The sequence below is a fragment of the Delftia sp. SD018 genome (assembly GCF_017355445.1).
In the GTDB taxonomy this organism is placed as follows: domain Bacteria; phylum Pseudomonadota; class Gammaproteobacteria; order Burkholderiales; family Burkholderiaceae_C; genus Comamonas; species Comamonas acidovorans.
The window spans coordinates 134267-146257 of record NZ_JADDRN010000005.1; the positions used below are offsets into that span (position 1 = coordinate 134267).

Here is an 11991-nt window from a genome sequence, read left to right on the forward strand (position 1 = left end):
GTGCTGGACTCGACCTCGCCCCAGGAAATCCTGCTGGCCGAGCCCCGGGGCTTCTGTGCCGGCGTGGACCGCGCCATCGAGATCGTGGAGCGTGCGCTGGCCAAGTTCGGTGCGCCCATCTACGTGCGCCACGAGATCGTGCACAACACCTTCGTGGTCAACGATCTCAAGGCCAAGGGAGCGATCTTCATCGAGGAGCTGGACGACGTGCCGCCCGGCTCCACCCTGGTGTTCAGCGCCCACGGCGTGAGCCGGGCGGTGCAGGAAGAGGCGCGGCGGCGCGGTTTCTCCATCTTCGACGCCACCTGCCCGCTGGTGACCAAGGTGCATGTGGAAGTGGCCAAGCTCGCCAAGGAAGGCTACGAGTTCCTGATGATCGGGCACAAGGGGCACCCCGAGGTCGAGGGCACCATGGGCCAGCTGTCCGAGGGCATCCACCTGGTCGAGGACGAGGCCGATGTGGCCCGTGTCACCCCCCGCCAGACCGAGAAGCTGGCCGTGGTCACGCAGACCACGCTGTCGGTGGACGATGCCGCCGGCATCACGGCGGCCATCCGAGCCCGCTTTCCGCAGGTGCGCGAGCCCAAGCAGCAGGACATCTGCTACGCCACGCAAAACCGCCAGGACGCCGTCAAGGTGCTGGCGCCGCAGGTGGATGTGCTCATCGTGGTGGGCAGCCCCACCAGCTCCAACAGCAACCGCCTGCGCGAGCTGGCCGCGCGCCTGGGAACGCCCGCCTACATGGTGGACAACGCGGGCGAGCTGTGCGAGGAATGGTTTGCCAATGCCGGGCGCGTGGGCCTGACGGCTGGGGCCTCCGCCCCCGAGGTGCTGGTGGACGAGGTCATCCAGCGCCTGCGCCAGCTGGGCGCTCTGTCGGTGCGCAAGATGGATGGCATCGAGGAGACCGTGAAGTTCCCGCTGCCCAAGGGCCTGAAGATCGACGCGGCCACGGGGCTGGAGATCTCCGTGGGCAAGCAGCCCGAGACGGGCGGCTGAGCCGCAGGCGCAGCGGGCATTGGCCAAAAAGCAAACGGGCGCCTGGCGCCCGTTTTGCATGGTGGGGCCGAAAGCCTCAACTCCACAGATCCAGCGGAGGATCGGAGGCCACGGCGCGCAGGATGTCGGTGCGGCTGATGAAGCCGGCCAGCAGGCCCTGCTCATCGGTCACGGGCAGGCCCGGCAGGCCGGTCTCCAGCAGCACGCCGGCCACGCGGCGCAGGTCGGTGGTGGTGGCCACCGTGGGAATGGGGGAGATCATGACCTCGTTCACGGGCCGGCGCGCCAGGGCAATGGCGTCCTTGATCGCACCGGGCTCGGGCAGCAGGTCCAGCGGCGCCATGTCGGCACGCAGCAGCAGCCCGACCACGCGGCCACCGGCATCCAGCACGGGCGCCTGGGCCACGCCGTGCTCGGCCAACACGCGCCAGGCGTCGTTGACACCGGCCTCGGGCGATACCGTCACGGCCTCGTGGCTCATCACGTCGGCCACGGTCTGCAGAGGCTGGCGTGGCTGGCTGGGGCCTTTTTCCGTGGAAAGGTAGGCATCGACCGCTCCGCGCAGCCGCGGCGCGGGCTCCGGCGCGCCGGCAGGCTGGCCCGCGAGGTCGGCCAGGATGGCGGGGAACGAGGCGGTGGCGTCGCCCGCCATCACATCGGCCGAGCGTGTGCGCAGGGCCTGCGGGCGTTGTACGCGGCGCACGGGCGCCACCTGGCCCAGCCGCTCGGCGGGACCGCGAAACATCTGTCCGTTGGGACCGAAGACAAAAAACATGGGTGCTCCCGGGTGCGCAAACCGCTGTGGGCGGCATATTGGAAGTATCGGCGCTGGCGCGGGATTTCTGTAGCGGCAAGACCCCCAACGCCCAGGGGCGGGCGCTGCCATGGCGATACCGCCTAAAATTGCCGGCTATGCTCGATATCCTTCTTCTTCGCAAAGACCTTGACTCGGCCGTCGCACGGCTGGAGACCCGCAAAAAGCCCCAGGCCTTCCTGAATGTGGAGGCCTTCCAGTCCCTGGAAGCAGAGCGCAAGTCCCTGCAGACGCGGACCGAGGAGCTGCAGTCCAAGCGCAACCAGCTGTCCAAGCAGATCGGCATGCTGATGGGCAAGGGCGAGAAGGACGCTGCCGAGGCCGCCAAGGCCGAAGTCGGCAGCCTCAAGACCGAGCTGGACCAGTCGGCCACGCGCCTGGAGCAGATCCAGGGCGAGCTGCAGACCATGCTGCTGGCCGTGCCCAACCTGCCGCACGACAGCGTGCCCGTCGGTGCGGACGAAAGCGGCAATGTGGAGGCGCGCCGCTGGGGCACGCCCAAGACCTTTGATTTCGAGGTCAAGGACCATGTGGACGTGGGCCAGCCGCTGGGCCTGGATTTCGACATGGGCGTCAAGCTGTCGGGCTCGCGCTTCACCGTGATGAAGGGCCCCATCGCCCGCCTGCACCGCGCCCTGGCGCAGTTCATGATCGACCTGCAGACCGACTCGCATGGCTACACCGAGTGCTATGTGCCCTACGCCGTCAATGCCGACTCGCTCAAGGGCACGGGCCAGTTGCCCAAGTTCGAGGGCGACCTGTTCGCCGCCAAGAAGGGCGGCCAGGACGGCGAACCCGTGCCCGACAACGCGGCGCTCTACCTGATTCCCACGGCCGAAGTGCCGCTGACCAACTTCGTGCGCGACGTGGTCGTGGCCGAGGACCAGCTGCCCATCAAGCTCACGGCCCACAGCCCCTGCTTCCGCTCCGAGGCCGGCAGCTACGGCCGCGACACGCGCGGCATGATCCGCCAGCACCAGTTCGACAAGGTCGAGATGGTGCAGATCGTGCATCCGGAAAAGAGCTACGAGGCGCTGGAAGAAATGACGGGCCACGCCGAGGCCGTGCTGCAGAAGCTGGGCCTGCCCTACCGCGTGATGAGCCTGTGCACGGGCGACATGGGCTTTGGCGCGGCCAAGACCTATGACCTGGAAGTCTGGCTGCCTGCGCAGAACACCTACCGCGAGATCAGCTCGGTCTCCAACTGCGAGGCCTTCCAGGCGCGCCGCCTGCAGGCACGCTTCAAGAACGCCCAGGGCAAGAACGAGCTGGTGCACACGCTCAACGGTTCCGGCCTGGCCGTGGGCCGCACGCTGGTGGCTGTGCTGGAGAACTACCAGAACGCCGACGGCTCGGTGACCATCCCCGAGGCGCTGCGTCCTTACATGGGCGGACAGACTTTGCTGAAGGCCTGAATTTTTAGGCTATAATTTCAGCTTCGACGCTGCGGAGAGGTGGCAGAGTGGTCGATTGTACCTGACTCGAAATCAGGCGTACGTGCGAACGTACCGAGGGTTCGAATCCCTCCCTCTCCGCCAGAAACATGAAACCCAGTGCTGTGAAAACGGCACTGGGTTTTTCTGTTTCTGGCGTGCCGGTGGCCGCCTGCAATGGGAAGGCCTTGCCCGGTTGCTTACTTGCAATCGCGCCTGACAAGTGCGCCATGCTCCGCTGAGGCAGCACGCCGCTTCCAAATCACCCCGTCCACCAGGTAGTGATGAAAACCAAGGGTGAAGTGCGCTATCAGCACAGTGGGCAGCCCCAGCCAGAGCAGTTGTGTGCCTGCCCAGTCGATGGCCAGGTAGAGCATTGAGCCCAGTGCCAAGCACACACCACCATACCGGGCAGCGTTCTTCCACAAGCCGGTCTCCGACGCCTTGTCGGCTTGTGTCTGTCGCTCGCGGCGGATGTTCTGCACCCAGACGAATAGCAGGTACTGCAGGTTGTGCCACAGATTGATCAGGAGCCATCCGAGCGTGATGTCGGTGATCCAGATGTAGGCCACGAAGCAGGTGAATGCATGCGAGGCCACAAAGCCATCGTGACGCCAATCGATGTTTCCCGCCAGAGCCAGGCGAGCCTGTCGCCATAGCCAGAAGGCGCTGCAAGCGATGGCCGCAACGCCCATCGCATTGGCCGCCTGGGCGGGTACGGCAGGCAGTTGGATGGGATAGCCCAGAAAGGTCTCGGGCGCCTGGGCGCAGCGGGCAAGCAACCCCCACGCGGCAACGAGGTAGATGAGGGCTTCTGCGAGCCTGTCCTGGCGAAAGGGATGCATCCCTGAGCGCCGATAGGCCCTGGCGATGCCGAAGGACTGCCTCGCCACGTGATAGCTCTGCGCGCAGAAATAGAGCGTGAACAGCCCGGCGACCTCGAATGCCAGCACGGTCGCCACCACACCGCCGAGCACGATCACGGGCAGGCCAAAGATCAGGAAGCGATGGCGTCGGATATCGGCCATGCTGGCTCCGATCCGGGTCAAGGTGGCCATGACATGAGGATTGGCGAAAAGCCAGGTATCCACCAGCACGATGGCAAGCAGCATGGCAGGCGATATCGAAGCCATGGCCGTCATGCCGAGGGCCAATGCCAGCGTGCCGGCAATGAACAGGCCGTCGAACCCTGGATGCCGTGCCAGCAGGCCGGCACGCATGGCGTTTGCGTGTGGCAGGGCAGTCATGTGACGATGGGTGGCTGGATCTGCGGCCGGGGCGACCCGAGCGGTGCGGGCTTTGGCGGGATGGTGAAAACGGTTTCCGGGCGCAAATAGTGCTCGGTGCCACTCTTGAGCTTTTCAAGCGCCTGCATGCGGGCAGCGGTAAAGCGTGACTCGAGCGTCAGCCGGCTGGACATGCCAGACAGGCCCGCTGCCGGCAGTCGCTGGTGAGGGTCATAGACCTCACTGATCTCACAGGGATAGCAGCGATTGCTTGCGTCGAGTTGGCTTGCCAGAGAAATCTTGTAGACAACGCCTTCGGTTTGATCTGGAGCGATGGGAAAAGAGAAGGTCAATTCGGAAAGGATGGAATCCTTCGTTGTATCGCCTGCAAGCTTGAAGCCGGCAACGCTGTATGCGTCGATGATCATGGTCTTCAGACTTGATGGATCAATGCCGACAAATGAGTTTTCGTATAGATTTCTTTCTCCTCGCCACTTGTTTCTATAGTTGAACCCGAAATCCGCGTCCATGGATTTTCGCCCGAGATCGTGAATGCTGGCATAGGCTTGATCGATGGCCGAAAAAACCTGGCGACTCAGATCGTACTGAAGCATCCACGAAGAAGATTGAAGGCTGGGGAGATCGGGAATCATGGTCAGCCGCAAGAAGCAGCTGGCGCATCTCTTGCTCTTGTCAAGGTTCTCGTCCACCCGCAGGACCACATCAACGCGCTGAATTTTTCCACCCGTCGCCACGGAATAGAAGAATTTGTATTGCGCCGTTCCATCCTTCGATTTTTCAATGGACGTATGGGAAAACCGGGCGCTTTCGAAAGCACTGATCACCAGTTTTCTGAAATCATCCACCTTGATGCCACGATAAATGGCGACTGGAAAAGCAGTGGGCGATGTTCTTTCATGAAGCAAGATCGGTGATTGGATGTTTTGCCCTGATGCACCATGGACCATGGTCATCCAAAAGAAAGCAATCATCACCAGTGTTTTTGATCCATCAAGCATGATGTCTTTTCGATGCAGTATGAATAGTGATCGCTGAAGCCGCGCGGTGTGGGCCGATTTGCATGAGATCGGATGTGCTGCGCAAAGGCATCTTGGCTTGCGGCGGAGACTCCTGGCAGGGGAGCGTCTTTGCCAAAGGCCCTGTGAGTTGCTCAAGGCTCTGTTGCCTTTGCAGAACAACGCAATGATGGTAGTGCAACTGCAGCCTGTGCTGACGCAGCAGGCAGTTGCAGCCATAAAAAAGGCCCGCGTTGGCGGGCCGTGCTCAGATCTCGAGGGCCTTGCGGTCCTTGCCTTCAATCCAGCGCGGCGGTTTGCCCCGGCCGGTCCAGGTGGCTCCGCTGGCGGGGTCGCGGTATTTGGCCACGCCAATGCTGGCGGACTTGGCCTTGCCGGTGCTGAAGATGTCATCCTGGGTCAGACCGAACTGCTCGACGAGTTCGCGGACCTTGGCGATGACTCCGCCTTTTTCCGCCTTCAGGGTGGCGGCGATCTTTGCCTCAAGCTCGGCCTTCTGCTGGAGGAGGGTTTTGTAATCTGCTGTCATGTATTCCTCATGGATAGTGTGCTACACAATGACGCATTCTATGGAGACAGGGCCCATGTCGCATGTGGGACATCGTTGGTGTTTGCACCTAGCCTCTGCTCCGACTGCCCACGCGCTGTGCGCGGACCGGGCCTAGGCCTCGGCAAATTCGCGCCTGGCGCTGAAGTGCAGGATTTCGGAATCCTGCGCTCCCCCCTGTCTTTGAATGACGATGGTGCCGTTGGAGTGCAGATAGATGCGGATACCCGGCAGGGTGTCCGAATCCAGATGGCAAGGGCTTTTGTCGAGGTTTTTCCAGCCATGTTCTGCGCATAGCGTGCGTTGCCGCATGCGGTTGAGCAATTCCCGGCGAGCGCCGGCGCCTTCGCAGATGCGCATCCAGAGCAGCAACAGCATGTCGTGTGCCTCCTGGCGGGATGAGCAGGGAGGCATGTGCTTCAACTGGTTCAGCAGGGTGAAGAACCGTTCCTCTGCGCTGATTTCGAGTGCCATGGTTGCCTCCTGTGTGCCTGGATATGCATCAAAGTGTAGGCAAGCCCGGTTCCGCGAAGGCGCGGCGTTTGGCGACAGCGCCGGTGGCGTTTTTTCCTGCGTGTTTGCAGGATTTCTGCCAGGGCGGCTGTCATGGCCCATGCCAGCCGTGTCAGTGCGACTGCATGCCCATGAGATTGCACGACATGGCGCATTGCTGGCAGGCTGCCGCGCAGGCCTGGCAATGGTCGTGGGAATGCTTGCTGCATTCGTCGGCGCAGGCCTGGCAGATCTGGGCGCACAGGCGGCAGATGTCCGGCGCATGCGGGCTCTGGCGCGCCATTGCGGCCACGGCCAGTTCGCAGATCTGCGCGCATTCCAGGTCCTGGGCAATGCAGGCGGCCATCATCTGGACGTCTGACTCCTTCAGGCAGGCGGCGGCGCAGGTATTGCAGGCAATGACGCAGGCCTGGCAGGCGTCCATGCAGGCCTTGTAGTCGATGGCAGGTGGGGTGGTATTCATGGCAGTTCTCCAGGAATGAGGGAGTGAAGTCGCGCAGGGCGTTCTTCCTTGGCCATTTGCTGGCAGCTATCCGCACCAAAGAAAACGCCCCGCGAACGGGGCTGTGTCAAAGACCGCAAGGGTCGGGATTTACAGGTAGGGCACGCCGTAGTAGTCGTTCACGCGGCGGCCATATTCATCGGTGTATGCCGGAGCCGTATCGCGCTCGTAGCGTGGAGCGTTGTCCAGTTGCTCACGCGTCAGCGACACCACGTAGCCATTCATGTTGGGCTCGTACTTGAGGGATTCCCAGGGCAGCGGATAGCGATCCGTGCCGATGCCCAGGAAGCCGCCGAACTCCATGACGGCGTAGCGCACCTTGCCGGACAGCTTGTCGATCATCAGCGTGTCTATGGTCCCCAGCTTGTCGCCTGCCGGGTTGTAGACATTGGTGCCGCTGACGGTTTCGGAAGAAATGACGCTCGATGCGGTGTTGGGTGTGACCATGACGTTCTCCAGTGAGTGGGTTTGTGCTGACCCGCCAGCGCGGTGCGTCTGGCGGCTGAGCGATGCGGCTTTGAATGGGGCGCGGTAGCCGGCCCGTCAAGAAAACCTGTGCATCGCCTGGCGAAGTCGAAGCCTGTGTGCTTCTGGGTTCTAGCTTAGGACGGCATCTGCGGGCACCGGGTAGTCGGGCCGCCGCGACGGGCGTAGGAGGTGCCTTGGGCGGCGGAGGCCAGTTCCTACGAGCCCCTGTAGTCAAGGTCGGCGGGGCTGCGGGCCTTGGCTGACGCGGGGCAGCAGCCTGGGCCGGCTGCGGCGCGGCAGGGCGAGGCGTACAACAAAAACGACAGGGCAATGAAGCGCAGGCAGTCCCGCATGCGTGTGGCATGCCCCGAAGGAGAGCCTCATGAATGCAAGCAACAAGCCATCCATCCAGCCCATCCAGCCGGTGTCCACGGATGCCCCCGAGGATGAAGACCTTGCCGAGCAGGCACGCCCCGGCCACGGTGTTCCTTCGCAGGACCCCGATGCGTCCGCGCAGTTCGAACTGTCGCCCGAGGATGCAGAGCGCGAGTCGCGCTCGGTATTCATCGGCGGCGGCGTGCTGGCCGGAGCCGCTGCAGGCGCTGCGGCGGGTGCTGCGATTGCCGGCCCGGTGGGCGTGGTGGTCGGCGGCACGGTAGGCAGCGTGGCCGGTGCGCTGGGCGGTGCGGCCGCTGGCGCCGTGGCACCTGCGCAGGGCGCGGAAAAACCGTCGCACCCCGGCAGCAAGTCTTCCGGGTGACAGGCAAGGGGTGGTGGCAGGCCCTGTGTAGCGCAGCGGCCATGGACGCGTGTGGGTGCATCCCGTATACAGAGGCCTGTCCACTTTCTTCTCACCCCAGATGGCCAACGTACTCATCGGCATCGTCGCCGCAATCCATGTATACATCCTCGTGCTGGAGATGTTTCTCTGGGACAAGCCGGCCGGACGCCGCGCGTTTGGCCTGACGCCCGAATTTGCCCAGCAGACCAGGACACTGGCCGCCAACCAGGGCCTGTACAACGGCTTTCTCGCCGCCGGGCTGATCTGGGGGCTGGCGCAGGGGGCCGATGGCCTGGGCTTCAAATACTTCTTCCTGATCTGCGTGCTGGTGGCCGGCGTGTATGGCGCCGCCACGGCCAGCCGCAAGATCCTCTGGGTGCAGGCCGTGCCGGCTGCTGTGTCGCTGATTGCGCTGTACCTGGGCCTTTGAGCGCGCCCGAAGCGCCCAAAGCGCCCAAAGCTCCCAAAGCTCCCAAAGCGCTCAGGGCGAGCTGGCCGTGAAGGTGACCTGCCCGGTGTAGGTGCCTGCCCTGCGGGAGGCCAGGTTGGCATAGGACAGGGTCCAGTTCGCCGTGCGCTGGGTGACCAGCCCCGCAAAGGCGGTGGCCACCACGTTGACCGCTGCGCCCGTTCCCGTATTGGGTATCAGCGGTGCGGGCAGGTTGCTGTCGCTGGTGGCGATGGTGATCTCCGACAGCGGGATGGTATTGGCCCCGCTGGCCAGCGCCGTGGTGGCGGTGGCGCGCAGCGTGACCTGGCCTGCGTTGCTGCGCACCTCCACCGGCAGCACATTGCCGCTGGGCGTGATGCTGAAGCTGGGGGCCGCGCCGCTCCAGTTCACCGAGGTGTTGCTGCCCGCCACGGGCGTGGTGGGCACGCCAGGGATGGACGGGGCGAGCACAAAGGCCACGCTGCTGGTCGTGCCGCCGGGCGTGGGCCAGGTGCCGTCGCCTATGCGAAAGAAGATGAACTTGTCGATGGCGATGGTGAAGTCCAGGTTCACCGAGGTGCTCAGCGGCACCAGCAGGCTGGGGCCTGTGGTGCTGGACGCCGCATGCACGGTGTGGCCCAGGCCGCCCAACGCCATGGACAGGACCAGCCACGCCATCATCCTGAGTGCCATCACTTCAGTTCCACATCGATCTTGAAGCTGCCTTTTTCCCAGTCCAGGCTGCCCTTTGCCTTGACCGGATACACGGGCTGCGGGGCGGGCTGGCCGTCTTCACCCTTGGGCATGAGGGCCAGCGTGCGTGTCTGGCCCGGCAGTATGGGCGTGCCTTCCGGCACCAGTTCGAAGCGGCGGCCCTTGTTGTCCACGGCGTCCAGGCTGCCTTCCAGCCGGCCATGGGCATCGCCGGTGTTGCTGACGGTGACCAGGGCGCGGCGCGTCTTGCCGTCTTCGGCCATGGAAAGCTGGCGAATGTCCAGCTGGGGCGCGGCACCTCCCAGCGTCACGTAGACGGCCACCGCGATGCGGCCCGTGACAGGCAGGCTCAGGCTGGCGCCGCCGCTGCGTATGACGGTCTGCTGCGCGGGCTCCACGCCTTCGATGGCGATCATGAAGCGGCATTCGCCGCGCGGCGCATCGGCAGGCGGCTCCACCTGGAAACGGAAGGCCTTCTTGCTGCGGCCTGCAATCGTGACGCTGCGCCGCTCCAGCAGCACCCAGGGCCGGCAACTGCCGGGCAGCAGTTCGTCGTGGTAGGTGATGTCGCCCGTGTCGGAATAGGTCCAGTCGATGGTGCGCATGGCCACCTCGGTGGGTGCCGAGGCCAGGTTGTGGATGTCCAGCGATTGGCCCGTGCGCGCACCCGGCTTGGCCGACAGCTCGAAACGCGAGGGCGCCACGGCCAGCTCGAACGGTGCGGCGGCGGCGCCGCTGCAGGCGATCAGCAGGGCCAGTGAAACGGCGATGGGAGGAGCTTTCATGGCAGGGTCTCGATCTCGAAGTAGGACTCGAAGCTCAGTGCCGAGCCCCGGGTCAGGCGCAGCTCGGCAGGGTCGATGTGCAGCGTGAGGTCGAAAACCTCGGCCATCCAGGGCGTGCGGACCACGCCGTTCCAGACCTGGACCCGGTCGCCGGGCCGGCCCGTGCCGCCTGCAAACACGCCATTGCCGCGCCACTGCACCTGCATGCCCCCAGGCGAGCGCAGGCCCGTGACCAGGGCAGGAATCACATAGAAGATGCGCGCCGTGCGGCCGACATGGGGCGCCGTGGCCAGCCGGTATTCGATGCGTCCCATGGGCAGCTCCAGCAGCCGCTCGCCGACGACCCTGGCCCGGGCGAAGTCGCTGCGCACCTGGGACCGGGGCGAAGCCGAGTCGTCCAGCCGCGCCACTTCGGCATGCGCCGCGAGGGCCGTGGCCCAGGCCAGTGCCATGCACAGGAGCGGCCACGCCAACCGCCTCATACCATCGATGCCGTGAAGCGCACGGTGCCCTTGTAGTTGCCGCCCGGGTAGACCACGTCGTTGTCGTAGGTGAACTGCAGCACGGTGCCGGTCAGTTGCCGTGACTGGACGGTCCAGCCAGCGACCGGGCACAGCGCGCCAGAACAGACGGATGCGTTCGCGTTGTAGCTGGCGATGGACTGGCCGGCGCTGGCGGTGAAGCGCCCGTTCTGTATGTCGCCGGACGCAGCATTGCCGTTGTTCGATGCCACCCAACTGATCTTGCTGAACGGAATGGTCGCGCTGCCGCAGCCACCCGACTGGCAGGAAAGTGCGGTGGATGAATCGACGACCAGGGTGACTGGCCGGGCCACGGCGGTGCCCAGCGCGGGACGTGTGGGAGACACCGAGACACTGATGCTGGGCGTGCCCGTCACGGCCACGGGCGTGAGGCCGGCGTTGGCTCCCGTCACGCTGAAGGCCACGGTGTCCACGGTTGCCCCGGTCGTGCCCACGCGCAGGGTCAGGCTGTAGTTGAGCAGGTCTGTGTCGGTCACGATGGTGAACACGGCCTGCGCGGGCGGCTGCACAACGCAGAGGGCCGCTGCGGCCAGCAGGCGAGGCAATGCCTTGTCCATCAGATGCCCTGGGCCGTATACGTGATGACGTTGGTATAGGTATTAGCAGCCCAGCTGGCCGGCGTACCTCCCAGCGCATACGCCCAGGTTCCCGTCGCAACCACGTTGGAGGGGAACGAGGTGGATGCGCAGGCACCCAGATTGGGCCCGGGGTGGGGCAGGGTGCCGGTGGTCGTGACGGTGAAGTCCGCGTTGGCGGGGCCGCCCGTGGCATTCCAGGCGCCGACCGCGCAGTTGATGGTGCCGGCGCCGGCATTGGTCCAGGCATAGACCGTGAGCGTGGCGGCAGCCGAGGCGGTGGCCACGGTGGGCGCGGCGCCGTTCCAGTCCACGTTGGTGTTGTTGACCGAGGCCAGCGGCGTGGTGGGCACGCCTGGGATGCTTAGCGTCGAGGTCCAGGTCACCGTGTCCACCGTGGTATTGGTCGAGCCCACGCGCAGCAAGATGAGCTTGGGCACGGTCACGCTGAGGTTGACCTTGGCCTGGGCCGTGATGGTTCCGGTGCCCGATCCGTACTGGCTCTCGGCCATGGCAGGCAACGTGGTCAGGGCCAGGCCGAGGCCGCCGAGCGATGCGGCCAGCAGGCGTTGGGCGATGGGTGTTCGTTTCATGGAATCTCCTTGGATGGAACGGGTTGCCTGGG

The 11991-nt window shown here is 64.8% G+C and carries 16 protein-coding genes and 1 tRNA gene; 5 read left to right on the plus strand and 12 right to left on the minus strand.

Annotated elements, in window-relative coordinates:
- Positions 1 to 999 carry a 4-hydroxy-3-methylbut-2-enyl diphosphate reductase gene (ispH, locus tag INR38_RS07775; protein WP_012203831.1) on the plus strand — a complete coding sequence of 333 codons (999 nt, stop codon included), beginning with the start codon at positions 1 to 3 and terminating at the stop codon, positions 997 to 999.
- A gap of 76 nt (positions 1000 to 1075) precedes the next feature.
- Here the strand turns inward: ispH and INR38_RS07780 are convergent, their stop codons facing one another.
- Positions 1076 to 1774: a CBS domain-containing protein gene (locus INR38_RS07780; protein WP_096915443.1), complete on the minus strand. Its 699-nt coding sequence runs from the start codon at positions 1772 to 1774 to the stop codon at positions 1076 to 1078.
- A gap of 137 nt (positions 1775 to 1911) precedes the next feature.
- On the opposite strand from INR38_RS07780, the gene serS reads away from it, so the two are divergent.
- Together serS and INR38_RS07790 are read left to right on the plus strand one after the other, a co-directional pair.
- On the plus strand, positions 1912 to 3228 hold the full coding sequence (serS, locus tag INR38_RS07785; protein WP_012203833.1) for a serine--tRNA ligase: 1317 nt from the start codon (positions 1912 to 1914) through the stop codon (positions 3226 to 3228).
- A 33-nt stretch (positions 3229 to 3261) separates the two neighbouring features.
- Positions 3262 to 3351 (plus strand) — tRNA-Ser (locus INR38_RS07790).
- Positions 3352 to 3446: 95 nt separating this feature from the next.
- Here the strand turns inward: INR38_RS07790 and INR38_RS07795 are convergent.
- The 6 genes from INR38_RS07795 to INR38_RS07820 form a co-directional block, all read right to left on the minus strand.
- Entirely contained in the window at positions 3447 to 4466 is a 1020-nt protein-coding gene (locus INR38_RS07795) for a hypothetical protein (RefSeq protein ID WP_207475791.1), read from the minus strand.
- A gap of 23 nt (positions 4467 to 4489) precedes the next feature.
- Complete coding sequence (locus INR38_RS07800) at positions 4490 to 5491, minus strand: hypothetical protein (RefSeq protein WP_207443177.1); 1002 nt, start codon at positions 5489 to 5491, stop codon at positions 4490 to 4492.
- Positions 5492 to 5756: 265 nt separating this feature from the next.
- Complete coding sequence (locus tag INR38_RS07805) at positions 5757 to 6038, minus strand: H-NS histone family protein (RefSeq protein ID WP_012203893.1); 282 nt, start codon at positions 6036 to 6038, stop codon at positions 5757 to 5759.
- 132 nt (positions 6039 to 6170) lie between these two features.
- Positions 6171 to 6530 carry a hypothetical protein gene (locus INR38_RS07810; RefSeq protein WP_012203894.1) on the minus strand — a complete coding sequence of 120 codons (360 nt, stop codon included), beginning with the start codon at positions 6528 to 6530 and terminating at the stop codon, positions 6171 to 6173.
- 151 nt (positions 6531 to 6681) lie between these two features.
- Positions 6682 to 7032 carry a four-helix bundle copper-binding protein gene (locus tag INR38_RS07815; protein WP_207443176.1) on the minus strand — a complete coding sequence of 117 codons (351 nt, stop codon included), beginning with the start codon at positions 7030 to 7032 and terminating at the stop codon, positions 6682 to 6684.
- A 129-nt stretch (positions 7033 to 7161) separates the two neighbouring features.
- Positions 7162 to 7518, minus strand: coding sequence for a PRC-barrel domain-containing protein (locus tag INR38_RS07820; RefSeq protein WP_013803850.1), 357 nt, complete (start codon positions 7516 to 7518; stop codon positions 7162 to 7164).
- Between the two features lie 403 nt (positions 7519 to 7921).
- Here INR38_RS07820 and INR38_RS07825 point away from each other — a divergent pair, with 403 nt between their 5' ends.
- Both INR38_RS07825 and INR38_RS07830 read left to right on the plus strand, forming a co-directional pair.
- Complete coding sequence (locus tag INR38_RS07825; protein ID WP_012203897.1) at positions 7922 to 8299, plus strand: hypothetical protein; 378 nt, start codon at positions 7922 to 7924, stop codon at positions 8297 to 8299.
- A gap of 100 nt (positions 8300 to 8399) precedes the next feature.
- Positions 8400 to 8750, plus strand: a complete 351-nt coding sequence (locus tag INR38_RS07830) for a DUF1304 domain-containing protein (RefSeq protein WP_012203898.1) — start codon at positions 8400 to 8402, stop codon at positions 8748 to 8750.
- Between the two features lie 51 nt (positions 8751 to 8801).
- Here the strand turns inward: INR38_RS07830 and INR38_RS07835 are convergent, their stop codons facing one another.
- Genes INR38_RS07835 through INR38_RS07855 form a run of 5 tightly spaced genes read right to left on the minus strand, consistent with a single transcriptional unit; the run spans position 8802 to position 11959 of the window.
- Positions 8802 to 9443 (minus strand): hypothetical protein, encoded by a 642-nt coding sequence (locus tag INR38_RS07835; RefSeq protein WP_207443175.1) that lies wholly within the window; start codon positions 9441 to 9443, stop codon positions 8802 to 8804.
- Positions 9443 to 10249, minus strand: coding sequence for a hypothetical protein (locus tag INR38_RS07840; protein WP_207443174.1), 807 nt, complete (start codon positions 10247 to 10249; stop codon positions 9443 to 9445). Before INR38_RS07840 ends, INR38_RS07835 begins: the two co-directional genes overlap by 1 nt.
- On the minus strand, positions 10246 to 10701 hold the full coding sequence (locus INR38_RS07845; protein WP_242698992.1) for a hypothetical protein: 456 nt from the start codon (positions 10699 to 10701) through the stop codon (positions 10246 to 10248). Before INR38_RS07845 ends, INR38_RS07840 begins: the two co-directional genes overlap by 4 nt.
- 26 nt (positions 10702 to 10727) lie before the next feature.
- Entirely contained in the window at positions 10728 to 11348 is a 621-nt protein-coding gene (locus tag INR38_RS07850; protein WP_013803844.1) for a hypothetical protein, read from the minus strand.
- Positions 11348 to 11959, minus strand: coding sequence for a hypothetical protein (locus tag INR38_RS07855; protein ID WP_207443172.1), 612 nt, complete (start codon positions 11957 to 11959; stop codon positions 11348 to 11350). Before INR38_RS07855 ends, INR38_RS07850 begins: the two co-directional genes overlap by 1 nt.
- Positions 11960 to 11991 lie beyond the last annotated feature (32 nt).

Excerpts from the sequence above, each read along its gene's own strand:
- INR38_RS07780 (WP_096915443.1), bottom strand. The coding sequence starts at position 1,774 with ATGTTTTTTGTCTTCGGTCCCAACGGACAGATGTTTCGCGGTCCCGCC.
- serS (WP_012203833.1), top strand. The coding sequence starts at position 1,912 with ATGCTCGATATCCTTCTTCTTCGCAAAGACCTTGACTCGGCCGTCGCA.
- INR38_RS07795 (WP_207475791.1), bottom strand. The coding sequence starts at position 4,466 with ATGCGTGCCGGCCTGCTGGCACGGCATCCAGGGTTCGACGGCCTGTTC.
- INR38_RS07800 (WP_207443177.1), bottom strand. The coding sequence starts at position 5,491 with ATGCTTGATGGATCAAAAACACTGGTGATGATTGCTTTCTTTTGGATG.
- INR38_RS07805 (WP_012203893.1), bottom strand. The coding sequence starts at position 6,038 with ATGACAGCAGATTACAAAACCCTCCTCCAGCAGAAGGCCGAGCTTGAG.
- INR38_RS07810 (WP_012203894.1), bottom strand. The coding sequence starts at position 6,530 with ATGGCACTCGAAATCAGCGCAGAGGAACGGTTCTTCACCCTGCTGAAC.
- INR38_RS07815 (WP_207443176.1), bottom strand. The coding sequence starts at position 7,032 with ATGAATACCACCCCACCTGCCATCGACTACAAGGCCTGCATGGACGCC.
- INR38_RS07820 (WP_013803850.1), bottom strand. The coding sequence starts at position 7,518 with ATGGTCACACCCAACACCGCATCGAGCGTCATTTCTTCCGAAACCGTC.
- INR38_RS07825 (WP_012203897.1), top strand. The coding sequence starts at position 7,922 with ATGAATGCAAGCAACAAGCCATCCATCCAGCCCATCCAGCCGGTGTCC.
- INR38_RS07830 (WP_012203898.1), top strand. The coding sequence starts at position 8,400 with ATGGCCAACGTACTCATCGGCATCGTCGCCGCAATCCATGTATACATC.
- INR38_RS07835 (WP_207443175.1), bottom strand. The coding sequence starts at position 9,443 with ATGGCACTCAGGATGATGGCGTGGCTGGTCCTGTCCATGGCGTTGGGC.
- INR38_RS07840 (WP_207443174.1), bottom strand. The coding sequence starts at position 10,249 with ATGAAAGCTCCTCCCATCGCCGTTTCACTGGCCCTGCTGATCGCCTGC.
- INR38_RS07845 (WP_242698992.1), bottom strand. The coding sequence starts at position 10,701 with ATGGCACTGGCCTGGGCCACGGCCCTCGCGGCGCATGCCGAAGTGGCG.
- INR38_RS07850 (WP_013803844.1), bottom strand. The coding sequence starts at position 11,348 with ATGGACAAGGCATTGCCTCGCCTGCTGGCCGCAGCGGCCCTCTGCGTT.
- INR38_RS07855 (WP_207443172.1), bottom strand. The coding sequence starts at position 11,959 with ATGAAACGAACACCCATCGCCCAACGCCTGCTGGCCGCATCGCTCGGC.